Annotated in this window: 18 protein-coding genes and 2 tRNA genes; 10 read left to right on the forward strand and 10 right to left on the reverse strand. The window is 70.7% G+C overall.

Going from position 1 to position 19,425, the window contains the following annotated elements; all coding sequences use genetic code 11:
• Window positions 1–28 precede the first annotated feature (28 nt).
• The 5 genes from ACZ7HQ_RS39530 to ACZ7HQ_RS39550 all read left to right on the forward strand — a co-directional run bounded on the left by ACZ7HQ_RS39530 (window position 29) and on the right by ACZ7HQ_RS39550 (window position 4,501).
• Complete coding sequence (locus ACZ7HQ_RS39530) at window positions 29–1,084, forward strand: 2-aminoethylphosphonate ABC transporter substrate-binding protein (RefSeq protein ID WP_471000690.1); 1,056 nt, start codon at window positions 29–31, stop codon at window positions 1,082–1,084.
• Window positions 1,085–1,208: 124 nt separating this feature from the next.
• Window positions 1,209–1,988 carry an HAD-IIA family hydrolase gene (locus tag ACZ7HQ_RS39535; RefSeq protein ID WP_471000693.1) on the forward strand — a complete coding sequence of 260 codons (780 nt, stop codon included), beginning with the start codon at window positions 1,209–1,211 and terminating at the stop codon, window positions 1,986–1,988.
• A gap of 136 nt (window positions 1,989–2,124) precedes the next feature.
• Window positions 2,125–2,670 carry a hypothetical protein gene (locus ACZ7HQ_RS39540; protein ID WP_471000696.1) on the forward strand — a complete coding sequence of 182 codons (546 nt, stop codon included), beginning with the start codon at window positions 2,125–2,127 and terminating at the stop codon, window positions 2,668–2,670.
• A gap of 8 nt (window positions 2,671–2,678) precedes the next feature.
• Entirely contained in the window at window positions 2,679–3,347 is a 669-nt protein-coding gene (locus tag ACZ7HQ_RS39545; protein ID WP_471000699.1) for a class F sortase, read from the forward strand.
• 110 nt (window positions 3,348–3,457) lie between these two features.
• Window positions 3,458–4,501 carry a glycoside hydrolase family 6 protein gene (locus tag ACZ7HQ_RS39550; protein ID WP_471000702.1) on the forward strand — a complete coding sequence of 348 codons (1,044 nt, stop codon included), beginning with the start codon at window positions 3,458–3,460 and terminating at the stop codon, window positions 4,499–4,501.
• Here the strand turns inward: ACZ7HQ_RS39550 and glxA are convergent, their stop codons facing one another.
• From glxA to ACZ7HQ_RS39570, 4 genes are all read right to left on the reverse strand, one after another.
• Complete coding sequence (gene glxA / locus ACZ7HQ_RS39555) at window positions 4,502–6,439, reverse strand: radical copper oxidase GlxA (RefSeq protein WP_471000705.1); 1,938 nt, start codon at window positions 6,437–6,439, stop codon at window positions 4,502–4,504.
• The gene (locus ACZ7HQ_RS39560; protein ID WP_471000709.1) at window positions 6,436–8,427 is read right to left on the reverse strand and encodes a glycosyltransferase family 2 protein; all 1,992 of its coding nucleotides are present in this window, start codon (window positions 8,425–8,427) and stop codon (window positions 6,436–6,438) included. Before ACZ7HQ_RS39560 ends, glxA begins: the two co-directional genes overlap by 4 nt.
• Window positions 8,428–8,743: 316 nt before the next feature.
• Window positions 8,744–9,466, reverse strand: a complete 723-nt coding sequence (locus ACZ7HQ_RS39565; RefSeq protein WP_471000712.1) for a FadR/GntR family transcriptional regulator — start codon at window positions 9,464–9,466, stop codon at window positions 8,744–8,746.
• A 106-nt stretch (window positions 9,467–9,572) separates the two neighbouring features.
• A tRNA-Lys gene (locus ACZ7HQ_RS39570) sits at window positions 9,573–9,646 on the reverse strand.
• A gap of 185 nt (window positions 9,647–9,831) precedes the next feature.
• Here ACZ7HQ_RS39570 and ACZ7HQ_RS39575 point away from each other — a divergent pair.
• From ACZ7HQ_RS39575 to ACZ7HQ_RS39595, 5 genes are all read left to right on the forward strand, one after another.
• On the forward strand, window positions 9,832–10,896 hold the full coding sequence (locus ACZ7HQ_RS39575; protein WP_471000716.1) for a peptidoglycan-binding protein: 1,065 nt from the start codon (window positions 9,832–9,834) through the stop codon (window positions 10,894–10,896).
• A 126-nt stretch (window positions 10,897–11,022) separates the two neighbouring features.
• Entirely contained in the window at window positions 11,023–12,165 is a 1,143-nt protein-coding gene (locus ACZ7HQ_RS39580; protein WP_471000719.1) for an SPFH domain-containing protein, read from the forward strand.
• A 138-nt stretch (window positions 12,166–12,303) separates the two neighbouring features.
• Window positions 12,304–12,909: a lytic polysaccharide monooxygenase auxiliary activity family 9 protein gene (locus ACZ7HQ_RS39585; RefSeq protein ID WP_471000722.1), complete on the forward strand. Its 606-nt coding sequence runs from the start codon at window positions 12,304–12,306 to the stop codon at window positions 12,907–12,909.
• A gap of 118 nt (window positions 12,910–13,027) precedes the next feature.
• Window positions 13,028–13,495: a DUF3592 domain-containing protein gene (locus tag ACZ7HQ_RS39590; RefSeq protein WP_471000725.1), complete on the forward strand. Its 468-nt coding sequence runs from the start codon at window positions 13,028–13,030 to the stop codon at window positions 13,493–13,495.
• A 40-nt stretch (window positions 13,496–13,535) separates the two neighbouring features.
• Window positions 13,536–15,197 carry an AMP-binding protein gene (locus tag ACZ7HQ_RS39595; protein WP_471000792.1) on the forward strand — a complete coding sequence of 554 codons (1,662 nt, stop codon included), beginning with the start codon at window positions 13,536–13,538 and terminating at the stop codon, window positions 15,195–15,197.
• Here ACZ7HQ_RS39595 and ACZ7HQ_RS39600 read toward each other — a convergent pair.
• The 6 genes from ACZ7HQ_RS39600 to ehuB all read right to left on the reverse strand — a co-directional run bounded on the left by ACZ7HQ_RS39600 (window position 15,159) and on the right by ehuB (window position 19,378).
• Window positions 15,159–15,232, reverse strand: a tRNA-Lys gene (locus ACZ7HQ_RS39600). The two genes, ACZ7HQ_RS39595 and ACZ7HQ_RS39600, sit on opposite strands and share 39 nt — an antisense overlap.
• Window positions 15,233–15,331: 99 nt before the next feature.
• Window positions 15,332–16,090: an IclR family transcriptional regulator gene (locus tag ACZ7HQ_RS39605; protein WP_471000728.1), complete on the reverse strand. Its 759-nt coding sequence runs from the start codon at window positions 16,088–16,090 to the stop codon at window positions 15,332–15,334.
• 211 nt (window positions 16,091–16,301) lie between these two features.
• Complete coding sequence (gene ehuA, locus ACZ7HQ_RS39610) at window positions 16,302–17,084, reverse strand: ectoine/hydroxyectoine ABC transporter ATP-binding protein EhuA (RefSeq protein ID WP_471000730.1); 783 nt, start codon at window positions 17,082–17,084, stop codon at window positions 16,302–16,304.
• Complete coding sequence (ehuD, locus tag ACZ7HQ_RS39615) at window positions 17,074–17,724, reverse strand: ectoine/hydroxyectoine ABC transporter permease subunit EhuD (RefSeq protein WP_471000733.1); 651 nt, start codon at window positions 17,722–17,724, stop codon at window positions 17,074–17,076. The genes ehuA and ehuD overlap by 11 nt, the downstream gene beginning before the upstream one ends.
• Window positions 17,721–18,464, reverse strand: coding sequence for an ectoine/hydroxyectoine ABC transporter permease subunit EhuC (gene ehuC, locus ACZ7HQ_RS39620; protein WP_471000736.1), 744 nt, complete (start codon window positions 18,462–18,464; stop codon window positions 17,721–17,723). The genes ehuD and ehuC overlap by 4 nt, the downstream gene beginning before the upstream one ends.
• Window positions 18,461–19,378, reverse strand: a complete 918-nt coding sequence (gene ehuB / locus ACZ7HQ_RS39625) for an ectoine/hydroxyectoine ABC transporter substrate-binding protein EhuB (protein ID WP_471000740.1) — start codon at window positions 19,376–19,378, stop codon at window positions 18,461–18,463. The genes ehuC and ehuB overlap by 4 nt, the downstream gene beginning before the upstream one ends.
• Window positions 19,379–19,425: the final 47 nt, after the last annotated feature.

Here is a 19,425-nt window from a genome sequence, read left to right on the forward strand (position 1 = left end):
CTCACCCAGGCAAGGAGTTCACCTCGCCATGCCCAGAAACCACCTCACGCTCGCCGTGGCCCTCGCTCTGCTCGCCACTCCCGCGCTGTCCGCCTGCGGCGGCTCGTCGAACGCCTCCGACGCCAAGTCCGTCACCGTCTACAGCGCCGACGGACTGAAGGGCGAGAACGGCGACGGCTGGTACGACAAGGTCTTCGCGGACTTCCGGAAGCAGACCGGCATCAAGGTCAAGTACGTCGAGGGCGGCTCCGGCGAGATGGTGCAGCGCGCCGTCCGCGAGAAGAGCAACCCGCAGGCCGACGTGCTGGTCACCCTGCCGCCCTTCATCCAGGAGGCCGACAGCAAGGGCCTGCTGCAGAAGTACGAGCCGAAGGACACCGACCAGGTCAGCGGCGCCGACAAGGCCGTCGACGGCACCTGGACGTCCGTCGTCGGCAACTACTTCGGTTTCGTCTACAACAAGAAGCAGCTGAAGCAGGCCCCGAAGACATGGGAGGAGCTGCTCGGCCCCCGGTACAGGAACAAGCTGCAGTACTCCACGCCGGGCGTCGCCGGTGACGGAACCGCCGTCCTCATCAAGGCCGTCCACGACTTCGGCGGCAAGGAACAGGCCCTCGCCTACCTCAAGAGGCTCCAGGCCAACAACGTCGGCCCGTCCGCCTCCACCGGCAAGCTCGCCCCCAAGGTGGACAAGGGCGAACTGCTCGTCGCCAACGGCGATGTGCAGATGAACTACGCCCAGTCCAAGACCATGCCGGGCCTCGGCATCTGGTTCCCGGCCGGCCGGGACGGCAAGCCCACCACCTTCGCGCTGCCCTACGCGGCCGGCCTGGTCACCAAGGCCCCGCACAGCGAGAACGGCAGGAAGCTGCTCGACTTCATGCTCGCGCGGAAGCAGCAGCAGGAGGTCAGCGAGATCGGCGGCGGTTTCGCCGCCCGCCAGGACGTCAAGGCCACCGACGCCAACGCCGTCGCCCTCGCCAGGCTGATGGACGGCGTCGCACTCTTCGAGCCGGACTGGAACGACATCGACAAGAACCTCGCCTCGTACGTCGAGGACTGGAAGGCGGCCACCGGCAGCTGAGCCGGCCGGCAGGCGAAACGCCGGGTCAGGATCAGGCCACGCTGATTAGGCTGGGGGGCGTCGGTACGCCGTGGTTCCGGCGCCCCCGCTTTCAGAACCGTACGTACGCCAGGAGAAGCACAACATGGCAGACCGCAAGCCGATCGAGTCGTGGCTGACCGACATGGACGGTGTCCTGATCCACGAGGGCGTCCCGATCCCCGGCGCCGAGGCCTTCCTGAAGAAGCTGCGCGAGTCGGGCCGGCCCTTCCTGGTGCTGACCAACAACTCCATCTACACCGCCCGTGACCTGCACGCCCGCCTGCGCCGCATGGGCCTGGACGTGCCGGAGAAGAACATCTGGACCTCGGCCCTGGCCACCGCCCAGTTCCTCGACGACCAGCGCCCCGGCGGCAGCGCCTACGTCATCGGCGAGGCCGGTCTGACCACGGCGCTGCACGACATCGGCTACATCCTCACCGACCACGACCCCGACTTCGTGATCCTCGGCGAGACCCGCACCTACTCCTTCGAGGCCCTCACCAAGGCCGTACGGCTCATCAACAACGGGGCCCGGTTCATCGCCACCAACCCCGACAACGTCGGCCCCTCCACCGAGGGCGACCTGCCCGCCACCGGCTCGGTCGCCGCCCTGATCACCGCCGCGACCGGCAAGAAGCCGTACTTCGTCGGCAAGCCGAACCCGCTGATGATGCGGGCCGGCCTGAACGCGATCGGCGCCCACTCCGAGACCTCCGCGATGATCGGCGACCGCATGGACACCGACGTCCTCGCGGGCCTGGAGGCCGGCATGCGCACCTTCCTCGTGCTCAGCGGCGTCACCCAGCCCGACGATGTCGACCGCTACCCCTTCCGCCCCTCGCAGGTCGCCGACTCCATCGCGGACCTGGTCGACTTGGTCTGACCCCGTCCGGCCCGGCCCACTAGGCCCTGACCAGGGATTTTCAAACCCCGGTCCACCCGTTCGGAGCAACGGGGCGCCCCCCGAGGATGCGGGGGCGCTCCAGCCGGGGGAGCCTCCAGATATCTGGAGGTTCACGATGGGCTCACTACGCCTCACGCTCTGTACGGGAATCCTGGCCCTCACCGCGTTCGCCCCGGTGGCCCACGCGGCCGACGCGGGCTCGGTCTCCGTGACCCCCGCCGTCCCCGCTCCCGGCTCCGACGTGTCCCTGCAGGTCCGTGGCTGCTCGGCGCAGCAGGGCAGCGCCACCTCGGCCGCGTTCGTCTCCGACGCCCCGCTGACCGGCGGCCAGGGCACCCTGTCGGGCGAGACCCGCGTCCGCTCCTCCCTCGGGCCGGGCCGCTACGACGTCAGGATCACCTGCGCCAACCATGTGATCACCGGGAAGGTGACGGTGGCCGGCAAAGGCGCCGGGCCGTCAGAGCCGGGCCGGCGGCCCACCCCGAACGCCACGCCCGTCGCCCCCGTCCAGGCGGGGGGCGGCGGCACCGCGCACTTCGCCACGGTGGCCACCGACGAGTCCGGACCCGACACGGGCCAGGCGGTGACCGGCCTGGCCCTCGCCGCGATCGCGGCCGTCGCCGTCACGCTCGGTGCCGGCCGCAGCCGCCGTACCCGCTGAAGCGGCACATGACCGGCGACCGCGAACGCGCCACCGGCGGCGGGCGGCTCCTCACGGGCCTCGCCTGGGCGCTGCTGCTGTTCGGCCTGTGGCTGTGGGGGCGCGGGCTGACCGGCGTACCGCACGGCACGGACGGCCCCGCCACGGGCGGACTGTTCGCCGTCGGACCCGCCGACCCCGCCCGGCTGCCCCGCCCGGCCACGCCGCTCGGGGACGCCGTACCCCAGCGGGTCGACATCCCCCGGCTGGGCGTGCGGGCACCGGTGGTGAGCCGGGGCCTGGACTCCCGGGGCGCCATCGACCCGCCGCCCCTCGACCAGCCGGGCGTGGTCGGCTGGTACGGCGCCGGCACCCCGCCCGGCGCCAGGGGAGCGGCGCTCCTGGTCGGACACGTCGACACCGCCACCCGGCCCGCGGTCTTCTACCAGCTCAGCACACTCCAACCCGGCGGGACGGTCCGGGTGGTCCGCTCGGACGGCACGGTCGCCGAGTTCACCATCGACGACGTCCGCGTCCTGCCCCGCGCCGGCTTCGACGCCGACCAGGCCTACGGCCCCCGCCGGCCGGGCCGCGCCGAACTGCGCCTGATCACCTGCGGCGGCTCCTTCGACCGCGCCGGCCACAGCTACACGGCCAACGTGGTGGTCTCCGCGTACCTCACCGGAACCACCCGCTGACCCCCTCCGGCACACCCGCGCGCCCCGCCACACGATCTCGTGACGAACCGGCCGGATATGCCACGATTGGCAGCCGGACCAGTTCGCCCGGGGGGACCAGGGGGATGCGCATGGACGACATCAGGGGGGCCCGTTCGACCGCGCGGGCGTCGGCAGCGGTGGTGGTGCTGGGGGCGGCACTGCTCCTCGCCGGATGTTCCTCCGGGAACGGGAACGGGAGTGGGGGCGGGGACCAGAACGGGGACGCTTCGGCCCGGATCACTCAACAGCCCAAGGCCGCCGACCCGTTCTGGGTCAACCCGGACGGCACCGCGGCCCGCCAGCTGGCCGCCTACACCAGGTCCGGCAGGAACGCCGAGGCCGCGCAGATCCGCAAGATCGCCGAACAGCCGGTGGGGGAGTGGATCGGCCCGGAGAACCCGGAGCGGGAGGCCCGCGGCTTCACCGAGGCCGCCCAGAAGTCCGACCGCACGGCCCTGCTCGTCCTCTACAACATCCCGCACCGCGACTGCGGCCAGTACTCCCAGGGCGGCGCCGCCGACGGCAACGCCTACCGCGCCTGGATCGACGCCGTCGCCCGCGGCATCGCGGACCGCTCCGCGACGGTCGTCCTCGAACCCGACGCCGTCCTGCACCTCGTGGACGGCTGCACCCCGGCCCAGTTCCGCGAGGAGCGCTACGACCTCCTCAAGGGCGCGATCGCCCGGCTCAAGTCCCTGAAGAACACGAAGGTCTACCTGGACGCGGGCAACGCCGGCTGGGGCCACCCCGACCAGATCTACCAGCCCCTCCAGCAGGCCGGCGTCGAGGGGGCCGACGGCTTCTCCGTCAACGTCTCCAACTTCTACTCCACCGAGGACTCCCTCGCCTACGGCACACAGCTCTCGGCGAAGGTGGGCGGCAAACACTTCGTCATCGACACCAGCCGCAACGGCAACGGCCCCTACACGGCCGGCGACCCGAACCAGCGCTGGTGCAACCCGCCGGGCCGCGCCCTGGGAGAGACCCCGACGACGAGGACGGCCGACCCGCTGGCGGACGCCTACCTGTGGGTCAAGCGCCCGGGCGAGTCCGACGGCACGTGCAAGGGCGGCCCGAAGGCAGGGGACTGGTGGGCGAGTTACGCACTCGCCCTCGCCAAGGACAGCAGGTGACTACGGCACCCTGACCCACTGAGCCTTCGACGGCGTCCCCTGATCGTCGTCCACGAACAGCATGTACCAGCCGGACTGCACCAGATTCCGGTTCTTCGGCACGGTCACCGTGATCCTGTCCCCTGCGGTCCTGAAGTCGAGCGCGACGGACCGCTGATCCACATCCGTCACGTGTGTCGAGGCACTCGGCCGGATCAACCGCACCTTCTTGATGCCGGCCGCGTGCTTCGACGTGAACGTCCCGGAAGCGCCGCGGGCGATCGTCTGCGGCCCACCACTCAACCCGGGCCGCGAACCGCGGTACAGATACGGCGGTGTGTAGATCTCGATCCGCTGCTCGAACTTCCCCGGCTTGGTGTTCGCCCGGTCCCCGTACAGCGAGTCGGACCCGAAGAACATCACCCGTCCGTCCGGCAGCAGGATCGACCCGGAGTGGTAGTTCCGTCCCACCAGCGGATCGGCGACCCGGGTGAAGCTGTTGCTGTCCGGGTGGTACAGCCGCGCCTGCAGGATGTTGGAGTCGCCGCGCCCCCGGTAGTCCTGCGAGCCACCGGACACCAGCACGGTGTCGTCGGGCAGGATCGAGGACTGCGGATACCGGGTCCCCTTCTCCAGCGCGGGCCCGTCCACGAACCTCGGGTTCCGGGCCGACAGGTCTATCAGCCGCGTCCTCTTGCTCGACAGCTTCGACTCGCCGACCCCACCGCCCCCGATCACCATGAACCTCTCGTCCTGCGCCGGGGGCAGCAGCACGGTCGCGGAGGTCTCCATCATGTCCGGATCGCTGAGCCCGGGCAGCTTCGTGAACCTGTTCGTGTCCACGTCCCAGACACCGGGGTCACGGCCCACGTCGTCGGGCCCGTATCCCGCGTTCGAACCCGAGTAGAAGATCTTCCCGTTCTGCATCAGGAACAGCGCCGGATACGTCGGGAACTGCATGATCTTCTTCGTGTACGTCCACTTCCTGGTTCTCGGGTCGAAGATCTCGTTCTTGCCCGGCACCAGCTGACCGATGTCGTCCAGGCCGGAGACACTGAGGATCCTGCCGTCCGACAGCGTGGTGAGCGTCGGGTACCAGCGGGCCTCGTTCATCGGGTCGACCTTGATGTACCGCTCGGCGACCGGGTCGAACTCGTAGGCGTCGCGGATGCCCTGGAAGTCCTTCTTGTCAAGGGCGAGCTTCTGCGCGATGCCGTACGTGTTGCGCGCGTCGGCGCCGGTCAGCCCCTGGATCCGGTAGTTGTCCTGGGTGCCGGTCTCGTACTGGGTGCCGCTTCGCTGCGCCTCGACGTAGATCCGCCCGAGCCCGGGGTCGTTGCGCAGCCAGGCGCCCGTCCTCGGGTCGAACACCTTCTTCGCGCGCGGCACCAGCACCGGGTCCTTGGAGACGAACGCCTTGCCGTTGGTCCTGCCGGTGAACCTGGTGCCCGCGGGCAGCGTGATCGGCCTGTCCGGGTTCTCGTTGTGGACGATCATCAGGCCGCCGGCCTTGGTGACGTCACCCTTGAGCTTCTCGTACCGCTTGGTGCCGCCCGCGATCAGCAGATCGCCGTTGGCCAGTTGCGTGTGCCCGGTGCAGAACAGGTCGTTGGGCGTGGGGATCTTCTTGATCGTGCCCTTGACCGGGTCCCAGATCCGGGTGTCGAACTTCTTCTTGTCGAAGTTGTCCTGGTTGTTGCCCGAGCCGGCCACCAGCAGCACCTTGCCGGTGTGCAGGAGCGCCGCGTGAATGGTGTCCTGGCGGTACTCCGGCGGGAACTCGATGATGTCCCAGTGGCCGTTCCCGGCCTTGTACTCGGGTCTGTTGATCTCGTACTGGTGGTACTGCGCGGTGCCGAAGCGGTACACCCACGGCCCGTTCATCCCGGCCAGCGCGAGTACCGCCGCCGTACCGACCGCAAGCCTGCGGGCACGACGGTGGCCGGACTGGTCCCTCATTCGTTACGTCCCCCCAGTCCGCCAAAGGCGATCTTCATGGTCTGCTCGGTCTCCCCAGCCGCCGGGCCGGTCCGGTCCCGGTCCCCGTGCCCGGCGGCCGCCCAGGTGGGCCGCTGCTGGGGCACGTGCGGGGCGTGGGCCGCGTACCGCGCCGGTACCGCGTCCTGCGGTTCGGCGGCGGCCGGCGCCGGCTTCGGCCGCTCCTGCCGCAGCGTGTACCGCCAGGCGAAGATCGGCGAGGCGGTGATCAGCAGGGCGAAGGCCGCCCAGGTGATCATCGCGGGGTGGGAGTGCCCGAACACGAAGCCGGCCGCGAGGGAGCCGGCGAAGACCAGGATGAAGAACCAGTGGATCCGGAAGGTCCCGAACAGGGTGTCGGGGCTTGCCGACTCGCCCTTGGGCGTCACCACGAACCTGCTCCTGCGGCGCAGCACGGCGTCCATGAGGGAGCGCGCGTAGACCGGCGCGGACAGGGCGGACATCACCATGCCCGCGACACCGCCGGAGCCCTCCGGCTCGTGCGGGGAGACGTTGTGCCGCCGGTTCCAGACGTACAGGCCGATCTGCAGCGCCGAGGCGTTGCCGTAGAGCATCAGCCACACGGTCGGGTCGATGTTCACACCCGAGGCGCCCAGGCCCAGGAACAGGGCGCAACTCAGCGCCGCGAGGATCCAGTTGAGGGCGGACATCGGATAGAAGATGATCATCATCGTGTAGTTGAAGAGCTTGCCCGGCCCCAGCGTGAACAGGCCCTTCCAGTACTGCTTGAGGATCGTCTCGTAGGTGCCCCGGGACCAGCGCAGCTGCTGGGTGAAGAAGTCGGTCCAGGCGCTCGGGCCCTCGCCGACCGCGAGCACGTCCGGGGTGTAGACGGACTTCCACTTCCGGCCCGTCGCCGGGTTCCTGGCGCGGTGCATCTCGAAGCCCGTCGCCATGTCCTCGGTGATGGAGTCGTACAGCCCGCCGATCTGCTTGAGTGCCCTGATGCGTACGGCGTTGGAGGTGCCGACGAACATGGGGGCGCCGTAGCGGTTGCCGGCGCGCTGGATCAGGGCGTGGAAGAGGAACTGCTGGGACTCGGCGGCCTTGGTGACGAACGTGTCGTAGTTGCCGTAGACCTGCGGGCCGATGACGAAGCCGACGTCCGGGTCGCGGAAGTAACCGAGCATCCGCTCCAGGTAGTTCGGCAGGGGTACGTGGTCGGTGTCGACGGAGGCGAAGAAGTCGTAGTCGTCGCCGTGCGCCTCCAGCCAGGCGTTGTAGTTGCCGTGCTTGGTCCTGGCGCGGTGCGGTCCCTCGGGCCGGTTCCACCGGGCGACACCCTTGCGGGAGAAGTGGTGCACGCCGAGCCGGGCGCAGACCTCCTTGACGGCCGGGTCGTCGCCCTCGTCCAGCAGCCACACGTGCAGCAGACCGCGGTGACGGAGCCGCACCGCCGCCTCCAGGGTCCTCGTCACCATCTCCAGCGGCTCCTTGCCGGGCACGAAGGAGGTGAGGAAGGCGACGCGGGTGCCGCTCTCGGGGACGACCGGGACGGGGTCGCGGGCGACGAGCGTGGCGTGCGCGTTGGACAGCACGTTCATGCAGCGGAAGAACTCGATCAGGCCGATCGAGACGAGCATGACGGTGTCGAGGGCCGGCAGGAAGTCGTGGGCGGGATAGTCGCGTTCGGTCCAGTGCTCCGGCCGGAGCAGCCAGAACAGCAGGACCAGGGAGAGTACGGGGGCCGCGCCCAGCATCAGCGCGGCGCGCACGCGGTGCGGCTCCTGCGAGAGCAGCGAGCGGTACTGCACCTTGTACGGCTTGGTCGGGTCGGGCTGGGTGAGGGGGCCCGCGAGCCGGCTGTAGTGCTCGTAATCGTATCTCGGCAGGCTCTTCCTCATCCGGCGGAACTGGCCGGTCCGATGCGTGACCGCCCTGAGCTGTGTGGTCTGTGACGGGTCGTTGTGAGCGTGGCTCGGTCCGGCGCCCGGCGGCGTCGACGTCATGAGTCATTCCCCCCACACGCAGGTCACCCGCGTGTTTCGTCGGTCCTTTCCGCCCGGCCGGCTCCCCTTAAGCCCACACGCGCGGGTCAGTGGTGGCGCGCAGTCCCCGCGTCTTTCCCCACCGCGTCGACACGGGACGGCGAGCTTCCGGTTGCATGATGCCCCCCTCGGCATCGATTCATGAGCGAGGTCCCCACCCCGCCGGCGTGCAACCGCTTGTTTCCCCCCAACTGCCGCCAAACGGCGGCAGCTTGGACACCCCAGGGTTCTACGGCGCTCCGCATGATCGCAAGACGCGAAACACCGTGTTTACCGGTCAAACCCGTTCATTGTGGCGCGCGTGAGGCTCAGGGGGCCGGGATGCGCCGGTGGTGGAGAGACGGACGCGGACGTTGCCGAAGTGGTCCCTTATGGCCTTCTCCGCCCGCAGCGAGTCGCCGGACCGGACCGCGTCCAGGATCTCCCGGTGCTGGTGGCAGGTGACCCTGGGGTCCTGCGGCACGTCCACCAGATCCCGCTGCACCCGGTGGAAGGCGTCCCAGAACGCCTCCAGCACCTCGCTCAGCAGCACGTTGTCCAGTCCCCGGTAGAGGGTGGCGTGAAAGGCGCGGTCGGTCTCGGCGAGGCCGGCTCCTTCCGCGGCCTCCTGTTCCATGCGGTTCACCAGGGCGTCCAGCTCGACGAGGTCCGCCTCGGGCAGCCGCCCGGCCAGCCGCGAGACCAGCCCGGTCTCCACGGCCTCGCGCAGCTCCAGCAACTGCAGCAGGGAGTCCTCGCCCCGGTAGTGCCCGGCGACGGTGCGGAAGGCCAGCCCCTCGATCAAGGGCGCGAACGACATCGAGCCGACGTACGTCCCGAAGCCGTGCCGGATCTCCACGATCCCCATCGCCTGCAGCGCCTTCAGGGCCTCGCGCACGGAGTTCCGGCTCGCGCCGAGGTACTCCATCAGCTCGGGCTCGGTGGGCAGCGGGGCTCCCGAGGGCAGCCGCCGGCCGACGATCAGCTTCTTGATCCGCTCTTGGAGGTCCCGGGCTGCCATGGCGAGAGGGTATCCGGCCAATCGGGGGGATGGCCCGGTTCCGGACAGGGGCGGAGGTCCGGGCATGCGGAAGGCCCCCCGCTTTCGCGAGGGGCCTTCCGGTCGGTGCGCCGCCAGGGACTCGAACCCCGGACCCGCTGATTAAGAGTCAGCTGCTCTAACCAACTGAGCTAGCGGCGCCTGCTGACGGGGACAACTCTACCTGACCTTCCGGGGTGCCCCTGACCACCGGGAGAGGCCGGAAGATCGCGCCGGGGCCCGCGTACATCGTTCGGACCGTCAAAGTGGCGGTCCGATGGACAGTTGAGAAACTGATCAACGTGCACAGACGCGGACAAAACCCCCCCGAATGTGAGGCAGATCGCATGACCACTCCGGCCTTCGAGGAATTCGAGCCCGCGAGGGACTGCGACTGCCACGGTTGTGTCGAGGTACGACGGGTAAGTCCCCGCCCGTCGTCCGGCCGCTCCTGCGGCCACCCGGCGGCCTGCGGAATCGTGGTCGTGGCCGCCGCCTCCGCCGTCCTCGGTGCGGTCACACCGGCCGCCGCCGTCACCCCCAGCGGGCACGTCGCTCAGCGCCCCCACGCCCCCGGCGACGGCGAGCCGGCGACCCCCCAGGGCCCCAGGTCCCCGCTGCACGGCGGGGCGGGCAAGCCGCCGGAGCCCGCCACCGTCCCGATCCCCGCGACCACCCGGGCCGAGATCATCAAGCGGGCCAAGGTCTGGGTGACCGCACAGGTGCCGTACAGCATGTCGGACTACTGGTCCGACGGCTACCGCCAGGACTGCTCGGGCTATGTCTCCATGGCCTGGAACCTGGGGAGCAACGAGTGGACGGGCAGCCTCGACCAGTTCGGCGTGAAGATCACCAAGGAGGAACTGCAGCCCGGGGACATCCTGCTCTTCCACAACCCCGACAACCCCGAGAAGGGTTCCCACGTGGTGATCTTCGGCGGCTGGACGGACTCCGCGCACACCACCTACACGGCCTACGAGCAGACGCCCCCGCACACCCGCACCCAGGCCACCCCGTATCCCTACTGGAGCAACGCCAGCAAGTACGTCCCCTACCGCTACAAGGGTGTGAGCGCGGGCACGGCGGGCACCGAGCCGGCCGACGGCAAGACGACGGTTCCGGTGGCGCCCGCCTCGCACGGGGTGCCCGGCTATCCCGGCCGCAACCTCTTCCGTCCGGGCGCGGAGAACGAGTACGTCACACAGCTGGGCCGCCAACTGGTGAAGAAGGGATTCGGCAGGTTCTACGCCACCGGTCCCGGTCCGCGCTGGGGCGAAGCGGACCGGCGTGCCGTGGAGGCCTTCCAGCGCGCCCAGGGCTGGCGCGGCGGCGCGGCGGACGGCTACCCGGGGCCGGAGACCTGGCGACGGCTCTTCGCGGATCCGGGTCCCGGCCACAAGAGCGGCCGGTGACCGCCTGACCGTGCGACCGGCGCCCGGCGCCCGGCCGCACACGTCCCGCACCGCCACCCCCACCCTGTCGACCCCCCGTCCACCCCCCTGTTCATGACGTATCTGGCGCGGAGGCTGGAGGAACGCATGAGTACGACCACGTCACACACGCCGCCCGAATCCGAGGGGCAGCCGGAGGGCGCTCCGGTGCCGGGCGGGCGTCCGGCCCGGCTCATCCAGAACGAGGCGACCACCGAGATCCCCGTCCATCTGCTCTTCCGCGACGATCCCGACCCGGCAAACCCGGTGAAGGTGCCGCTCAAGCCGGCGGTGGTGGCCCGCCGGCAGGGCACCGGCGAGCAGCCGCGCCTCGGCCGTCCGGCGCGGGTGCGGCGCCGGCCGCTGCCGGAGGTCGACCCGCAGCTGGTGGAGCGCCCGGCGCGGGTGCTGCCGGGGGTGGCCGGGGTGCTCGCCGGGGCATGCGGGCTCACCGGGTGTCTGGCGACCTCCTGGTGGGCGGGGCTGCTTCCGTCGGTCACGGCGCAGGTGCTGCGGCTTCCCGCCTCCGTGGGGGCGGGGCCCGGTCCGGCGCAGTGGGCGGCGTACGCGGGGGCCGGGGCGCTGGGGACGCTGGGGTTCGCCGGGCTGGCCCGGGGCCGGGCCGGGCGGGCCTGGGTGCTCGGCCTGTTCGGCGGCTACCGCGGCACGGTCCGGCGCAGTGGGCTGGTCTGGGTGAACCCGCTGCTGCGTCGCCGCCGGGTCGACGTGCGGCTGCGGCACTGGCGCAGTGAGGCGATGCCGGCGGCGGATCCCGACGGGATGGCGCTGCGGGTGGTGGTGCTGGTGGTGTGGCGGGTGCGGGACACCGCGCGGGCCGTGCTCGGCCTGGCGGACCACGAGGCGTATCTGCGCGAGTGCGTGGAGGCGGCGCTGGCCCGGGTGCCGGTGGAGCCGGCGGGCGGGACGCGGGGCGGGGTGACGGCGGCCGGGGACGCGCTGACCCGGCTGGTGGCGGAGGAGACCGCGCCGGTCGGTGTGGAGGTGTTCTCGGTACAGCCGATCCGGGTGGAGTACGCCCCGGAGGTGGCCGCCGCGATGCACCGGCGCAGGATCGCCGCGCTGGACGCCCGGCAGCGGGCCAGCATGCTCAGCTCGGTGGTGGACTCGGTGGAGGACACGGTGACCCGGCTGACCGTGCGCGGCCTGGTGGAGCTGGACGACTACGAGCGCAAGGTGCTGGTGCGGGACCTGACGGTCGCCTTCTGCTCGGGGCGCGGGGAGCCGTTGTAGCGGGCGCTCGCCCAGGGCCTCCGTCAAGGGCCTCCGCGATTGGTATGGACATGTTCAACTAGCGGCAATAATCTGGCACTTGGTCTAGACCTACCTGCACAGCTCACCGAACTCCCCACGTTCTCCAGGAGCGGCAGTATGCACACCAGGACCAAGCTGTCCGCGGTCGTGCTGGGCATGGTGACCGCCGGAGCGTTCGCGCTCTCCACCGGCGGCGCCAGCGGGCACGGCTACACCGACCTCCCCATCAGCAGGCAGAAGCTCTGTGCCAACGGCACGGTGACGGGCTGCGGCGACATCCAGTACGAGCCGCAGAGCGTCGAGGGCCCCAAGGGCTTCCCGGCCTCAGGGCCCGCCGACGGCCAGCTCTGCAACGGCGGCCTGAGCCGGTTCGCCCAGCTCAGCTCGCCGGCCACCCCGTCCGGCGGCGCCTGGCCCACCACGAAGGTGACGGGCGGACAGACCTACACCTTCCGCTGGCAGTTCACCGCCATGCACGCCACGACCGACTTCAAGTACTACGTCACCAGGCAGGGCTGGAACCAGAACCACGCCCTGTCCCGCTCGGACCTCAACCTCACCCCGTTCCTGACGGTCCCGTACAACGGCCAGCGCCCGCCGGCCACCCTCAGCCACAGCGGCACCCTGCCGAGCGGGCTGAGCGGGCACCACGTCATCCTCGCGGTGTGGACGATCGCCGACACGGGCAACGCGTTCTACGCCTGCTCCGACGTCACCTTCTGAGGGCCGTTCCGCCACAGCACGGAAACTGAGGTTCTCCTGAGGCCGGTCGCCCCTACCGGCGGGTACGTTCCTGGCACGCCGACCGAGCGGGTGGCGTACCGGACCTCGGGGGAACCTCATGTTCGAGCTCTTGTTCTACCTCGTACCCACCGTCATGATCGCCGGCTTCGGGTACGCCGCGTTTCTCCTGCTGCACCGCGCCCGGCGGATCAGCAGGACCTGGGCGCACGGGCTGACCGCCGAGGGGCGCTGTCTGCGGATGTTCACGACGACCAGCGGGGGCGGCGGGGACACGTCCGTGCGCACGACCGTGCACCACGTCTACGAGTTCGCCACCCGCGAGGGCCGCACGGTCCGGTTCGAGGAGGAGGGCGGCCCCGCGACCGTCCTGGAGGGCGACATCGTCACGGTGCGGTACCTGCCGGAGCAGCCCCAGCGGGCCACCGCGCGCCCGCCCGCGCGCGCCGGTCTGGCCGTGGGCACCGGCTGCGGGGTGGCCTTCCTCGGCGTGGGCATCGCCTTCTGCGCCGTCTTCATGGCCGTGGCGCACATGATGTTCACGGAGTCGAGCGGGCTGCTGCCGTGAGGCTCCCCATCTGACGCTACGTCAATTACCGTGCCCATCCATGGAGTCCAAGGGCAGCACGGTGGCGGAGCTGGTCGCGGCGTGGTGGGGGGACCACCGCCCGGGGCTCATGTGCGAGGACCGGACGCTGACGCAGCACGAGGTGGCGGCGGGTGCCGCCGCCCGGGCGGCCCTGCTCGCCGACCTGCTGCCCCCGGGCGCCGTACCGCACGTCGGCGTGCTCCTCGACAACACCGAGGAGTTCCCGCTGTGGCTCGGCGCCGCCGCCCTGGCCGGCGCGGCCGTCGCCGGGATCAACCCGACCCGCCGGGGCCCCGAACTCGCCCGGGACATCCTGCACACCGAGTGCCCGCTCCTGGTCACCGAGCGGGCCCACCTGCCCCTGCTGGCGGGCCTGGAGTTGCCCGGGGTGCGGATCCTGGTGACGGACGGCGAGGAGTACGGCCCCCTCCTCGCCCCCTACGCCGGCGCCGTGCCCGACCCGTCCCGCGCCGCCCCGGCGAGCCGCCTGCTGCTGTACTTCACCTCCGGCTCGACCGGCGCCCCCAAGGCTGCGATCTGCTCACAGGGCCGGCTGGCGGCGGCCGGGCAGGCGCTGGTGAGGCAGTTCGGGGTGCGCGCGGACGACGTGCACTACATCTGCATGCCGATGTTCCACGGCAACGCGGTGATCGCCGACTGGGCGCCCGCGCTGGCCGCCGGCGCGGGGGTGGCGCTGCGCCGCCGCTTCTCGGCGTCCGGGTTCCTCGCCGACGTGCGCCGCCACCGGGCGACCTACTTCACCTACGTGGGCCGGGCGATCCAGTACCTCCTCGCCACCGAGGCGCGCGGGGACGACCGTGACAACCCGCTGCGGCTCGGCTTCGGCACGGAGGCCGGCGCGGTGGACGCGGCGGCCTTCGAGCGGCGCTTCGGGGTGCGGCTGGTGGAGGGGTACGGCTCCTCCGAGGGCGGGGCGGCGATCCAGTGGGCGCCGGGCACGCCGCGGGGCGCGGTGGGACCGGCCGGGCCGGGGCTGGCGGTGCTCGAACCCGGCACCGGGCGCGAGTGCCCGCCGGCCGAGTTCGACTCCGCCGGGCGCCTGCTCAACGGGGACGAGGCGATAGGCGAGCTGGTCAACCGGGCGCCGAACCCCTTCGAGGGCTACTGGCGCAACCCGGCCGCCGAGGCCGAACGGCGCCGGGGAGGGGCGTACTGGACGGGCGACCTCTTCTACCGGGACACGGCGGGATACCTGTACTTCGCCGGGCGCACCGACGACCGCATCCGCGTCGACGGGGAGAACCTGGCCGCCGCGGTGATCGAGAACATCGTCGCCCGGTACCCGGGTGCGGTGGCCGCCGCCGTGTACGGGGTGCCGGACCCGGTGACCGGGGACCAGGTGATGGCGACCGTCGCCGGCAGCTTCGACCCGGCGGGCTTCGCGGAGTTCCTGGCGGCCCAGCCCGATCTGGGGACGAAGATGACGCCCCGGTTCGTGCGGGTCGTCGAGCGGATGCCGGTGACCGCGACGAACAAGATCCACCGGGCGCTGCTGCGGCGGGAGGGGTACGCGTGCCCCGATCCGGTGTGGTGGCGGCCGCCGGGGGAGGAGTCGTACCGCCGACTCACCGCGGAAGACGCCGAAGGGCCCCTCGCTTCCGCGAAGGACCCTTCGTCCAGGTGCGCCGCCAGGGACTCGAACCCCGGACCCGCTGATTAAGAGTCAGCTGCTCTAACCAACTGAGCTAGCGGCGCATGACTCCCGCCGACCTCGGATTTTTTCTTCCTCGGCTGGCGACGAAGAAAATACTACCTGGTCCTGAGGGGTGCTCGTGACCACCTGCTCGTGACCACCTACAGGGTCAGCGACAGCAGCACCGGTGCCGCGTTGCGGTTGAGCGTGTCCGCGGCCTGCTTCAGCCGGTGCGCGTGCTCCACGGGAAGCGACAGCGCCAGGCAGCCCACCGAGGAACCGGCCGTGATCGGGACGGCCGCGCAGACGGTGCCGATCGCGTACTCCTGGAGGTCCAGCACCGGCACCGTCGGCGGCTGGGACTCCAGCCGGGACAGCAGCAGCTTGTCGCTGGTGATGGTGCGCGAGGTGAGGCGGGCCATCTTGTAGCGGGAGAGGTGGTCGCGGCGGGCGTTGTGGTCGAGCTGGGTCAGCAGGCTCTTGCCGACCGCCGTGGCGTGGGCGGAGCAGCGGAAGTCGACCCACTCGTTGACCGCCGGGGTGGTGGGTCCGGCGGCGTACTGGGTGACCTTGACCTCGCCGTCGACGTACCGGCTGATGTAGACCGCCGCGCCGACCGAGTCGCGCAGCCGGTCCAGGGTGTGCTGGAGCTTGTCGTGCAGGGCCCGCTCGCGGTCGTGCGCGGAGGTGAGGCGGCGCAGGGTGTCGCCGGTGACGTACGCCCCGTCGGTGATCTGCTCGACGTAGCCCTCGCGGCGCAGCATGCGCAGCAGGGCGGTGAGCCGCTCGGAGCCGAGGCCGGTGTGGCGGGCCAGCTCGGTGTCGGTGACGCCGGCGGAGTGGCGGGCGACGGTCTCCAGCACGCGCAGCGCGTCCTGGGCGGAGTGGTACGGGGCGGTCGGCTCGTGCATCAGCGCCACGGTGTTCCCCCTGCGCTCGCCTGTCAGTGGCCGCGAGATCCGGTCGGCGGATCGCTACCACGATAACGGGCAAACCCCCTGCGCGGAGAGGGGGTTGGCGAGATTGTTGCCCCCGCCCGCCCCTCCCAACTGCGACGCAGACCCTCTGGCATATGCCAACGACATGACCCAGCGGCCGGACCTCGGCATCTTCCGGAGCCACGCACCGTAGTCACAGCACCGCGCTGAGGAATTCCCGGGTGCGGTCCTGCTCCGGCTCCGTGAAGATCTTCTCGGGGGAACCCGACTCGATCACCCGGCCGCCGTCGAACATCAGTACCTGGTCGGAGATGTCCCGGGCGAAACCCATCTCATGGGTCACACAGAGCATCGTGATGTCCGTGCTGCGGGCGATGTCCCTGAGCAGGTCGAGCACTCCCGCGACCAGCTCCGGGTCGAGCGCGGAGGTGACCTCGTCCAGCAGCAGCACCCGCGGCCGCATCGCCAGCGCCCGGGCGATCGCCACCCGCTGCTGCTGCCCGCCGGACAGCCGGGTCGGCCTCGCGTCGCACTTGTCCGCCAGCCCCACCAGGTCCAGCAGCTCCCGGGCCCGCTCCTCGGCCTCGTCCCTGGGCATGCCGAGGACCTGCACCGGGGCCTCGGTGATGTTCCGCAGCACGCTCATGTTCGGGAACAGGTTGAACTGCTGGAACACCATCCCGATCTTCTTGCGGACCTCCCGGACCCGCTTCTCCGGCGCCGGGTACAGCTGCTCCCCGTCGACGGTGATCGTGCCCTCGTCCGGCGTGGTGAGGGTCATCAGCAGTCTGAGGATCGTGGTCTTGCCGGACCCGGACGGGCCGATCAGGGTCACGTGCTTGCCCGGGTCGACGGTGAAGTTCAGGTCGTCGAGCACGGTGTTCGCGCCGAACCGCTTGGTGATGTTCGCAAGGCGGATCAGCTCGCCCGGCTGGGCGTCGGACAGGGGCGGCTGCGGACGGGTCTCAACGGACAAGGCGTCGCTCCAGGGCTCGCAGGAGAAGGGAGGCCAGGTAGGAGATGAGGACGAAGGCCACACCGATCACGGTGAGCGGCTCGGTGAACTGGAAGTGCTGCTGGGAGAAGAGCCGGGCCCGCTGGAGCATCTCCGGCACGGTGATCACCATCAGCACCGGGGTGTCCTTGAGCATGGCGATCACGTAGTTGCCGAGGGCGGGCACCACCCGGCGGATCGCCTGCGGCAGGATCACCGCCGTCCAGGTCCGCCGCCGGGGCAGGCTCAGCGCGGTCGCCGCCTCCCACTGGCCGACGGGCACCGCCTCGATACCGGCCCGGTAGACCTGCATGGTGTACGTCGAGTAGTGCAGGCCGACCGCGAAGACACCGGTGGCCAGCGCCGAGAAGGTCAGGCCCCACTCGGGCAGCACATAGAACAGGAAGAACAGCTGCACCAGCAGCGGGGTGTTGCGCACGAACTCCGTGACCACGCCGACCGGCCAGCGCACCCACCGCACCGGCGTCCGCATCAGCAGCGCCCACACCAGGCCGAGGCCGAAGGACACCAGCGAACCGAGCGCCAGGGCCTCAAGGGTGACCAGCAGCCCGTGCCAGAAGGCCGGCATGAACGCGCTGACGGCGTTCCAGTCCCACTTCATGCGGCACCTCCGCCCATGCCCGCGCCACCCGCGGCGCCCACGCCGGTCGTCTGGGCCCGCTTCAGCTCACGCGCCGCCCACTCCGTCCCGGGATCCCTGCCGACCCCGGCCTTCAGCCGCTTCTCCAGTCCGCGCATCAGCCGCGTCAGCACGAAGGCGATCACGAAGTAGATCAGCAGGACGTACGTGTAGATCTCCGCGCTTTGCTGCAGCGCGAGGCGCACCAGGTTCGCGCTGAACGCCAGATCGCCCATGCCCATGACCGACACCAGGGCGGTGCCCTTGAGCAGCTCGACCAGCAGGTTGCAGAAGGTCGGGATCATCTCCGGCACCGCCTGCGGCAGCAGGATCAGCCGGAGCCGCTGCCAGGGCGTGAAGCCGAGCGCGATCCCTCCCTCCTTCTGCGCCGGGTCCACCGCGTTCAGCGCGCCGCGCACGATCTCCGAGCCGTACGCGCCGTACGTCAGCCCGAGCGCCAGCGTGCCCGCCCACATCGGCACCAGCTGCCAGCCGAAGGCGAGCGGCAGCACGAAGTACACCCAGAAGATCATCACGAGTGCCGAGGTGCCGCGGAACACCTCGGTGTAGACACCGGCGACGAACCGCACGATCCACAGCCGGTGGGTGCGCGCGATGCCGACGACGAAGGACACCGCCGTGGTCAGCAGCGCGCTGAACACCAGCAGCTGGACCGTGGTCCAGACGCCCCTGAGTACGAGTTCCCACAGTCCCGGGGTCATCCGCCGCACAGCTCCTTCGCGGTGAGGCCGGTCATCTCGGCCTTGGTGAAGCCGAACGGCCGCAGGATCCGGAACAGTTCGCCGCTCTTCTTCAGCTTGCGCAGCTCCCCGTTGAAGGCGTCCCGCAGGCTCGTCTCGGTCGGCCGGAACGCGAACGCGCCGCCGTCGACGTGCGGTCTGCCCTTGACCAGCGGCGCGAACGGCCGTGTGGCCTCCGCCTTGGAAGACTTCTTCACCACCTCCCGCGTGGTGAGCGCCGTACCGGCGAACACGTCGACCCGGCCCGCCTCGACGGCGTTCAGCCCGGCGACCTGGTCCGGGACGATGAGGATGTCGCCCTCCTCGTACCCGGCCTCGACCGCGTACTGGATCTCGGCGTATCCGGTGCCGGTGGCGAACTTCGCCTTCTTCGCGACGACATCGCGGTAGGAGTGCAACCCCAGCGGGTTCCCCTTGCGCACGATGAACGAGTCCAGCATCTGGTAGTCCGGATCGGCGAAGATCACCTGCTGGCAGCGCTCCGGATTGACGTACATCCCGGCGGCCACGACGTCGAACTGCTGCGAGTTCAGCCCCGGGATCAGCGAACCGAACTCGGTGGGCACCGGCTGCACCCTGCCGACCCCCAGCCGCTTGAAGATCACCTTCGCCAGCTCGGGCGCCTCACCGGTGAGACGGCCGTCCTTGTCGATGTACCCGAACGGGACCTCACCGGCGATCCCGAGCCGCACGACGCCCTGCGCGCGGAGCCGGTCCAGCAGGTCACCGCCCGCCTTGCCCGAGGCCGCGGCCACCCGCGTGCAGCCCGCCGCGCCCAGCGCACCGAGGGCGGCGAGAGTGCCGAGCACGGACCGCCGGGTGCGTCTGTGTTCCGTCCGAATTGTGTGTACGTCGTTCCCAAGTGGTGGAGCCATGGCGGCGCGGCTACCCAAGCGCTCTGTGGCTATGCACCCTTGTTTTC

It is taken from the genome of Streptomyces sp. NPDC037290, from assembly GCF_055603245.1.

Coding starts and splice junctions, on each gene's coding strand:
- ACZ7HQ_RS39530 (WP_471000690.1), top strand. CDS start 29: ATGCCCAGAAACCACCTCACGCTCGCCGTGGCCCTCGCTCTGCTCGCC.
- ACZ7HQ_RS39535 (WP_471000693.1), top strand. CDS start 1,209: ATGGCAGACCGCAAGCCGATCGAGTCGTGGCTGACCGACATGGACGGT.
- ACZ7HQ_RS39540 (WP_471000696.1), top strand. CDS start 2,125: ATGGGCTCACTACGCCTCACGCTCTGTACGGGAATCCTGGCCCTCACC.
- ACZ7HQ_RS39545 (WP_471000699.1), top strand. CDS start 2,679: ATGACCGGCGACCGCGAACGCGCCACCGGCGGCGGGCGGCTCCTCACG.
- ACZ7HQ_RS39550 (WP_471000702.1), top strand. CDS start 3,458: ATGGACGACATCAGGGGGGCCCGTTCGACCGCGCGGGCGTCGGCAGCG.
- glxA (WP_471000705.1), bottom strand. CDS start 6,439: ATGAGGGACCAGTCCGGCCACCGTCGTGCCCGCAGGCTTGCGGTCGGT.
- ACZ7HQ_RS39560 (WP_471000709.1), bottom strand. CDS start 8,427: ATGACGTCGACGCCGCCGGGCGCCGGACCGAGCCACGCTCACAACGAC.
- ACZ7HQ_RS39565 (WP_471000712.1), bottom strand. CDS start 9,466: ATGGCAGCCCGGGACCTCCAAGAGCGGATCAAGAAGCTGATCGTCGGC.
- ACZ7HQ_RS39575 (WP_471000716.1), top strand. CDS start 9,832: ATGACCACTCCGGCCTTCGAGGAATTCGAGCCCGCGAGGGACTGCGAC.
- ACZ7HQ_RS39580 (WP_471000719.1), top strand. CDS start 11,023: ATGAGTACGACCACGTCACACACGCCGCCCGAATCCGAGGGGCAGCCG.
- ACZ7HQ_RS39585 (WP_471000722.1), top strand. CDS start 12,304: ATGCACACCAGGACCAAGCTGTCCGCGGTCGTGCTGGGCATGGTGACC.
- ACZ7HQ_RS39590 (WP_471000725.1), top strand. CDS start 13,028: ATGTTCGAGCTCTTGTTCTACCTCGTACCCACCGTCATGATCGCCGGC.
- ACZ7HQ_RS39595 (WP_471000792.1), top strand. CDS start 13,536: ATGGAGTCCAAGGGCAGCACGGTGGCGGAGCTGGTCGCGGCGTGGTGG.
- ehuD (WP_471000733.1), bottom strand. CDS start 17,724: ATGAAGTGGGACTGGAACGCCGTCAGCGCGTTCATGCCGGCCTTCTGG.
- ehuC (WP_471000736.1), bottom strand. CDS start 18,464: ATGACCCCGGGACTGTGGGAACTCGTACTCAGGGGCGTCTGGACCACG.
- ehuB (WP_471000740.1), bottom strand. CDS start 19,378: ATGGCTCCACCACTTGGGAACGACGTACACACAATTCGGACGGAACAC.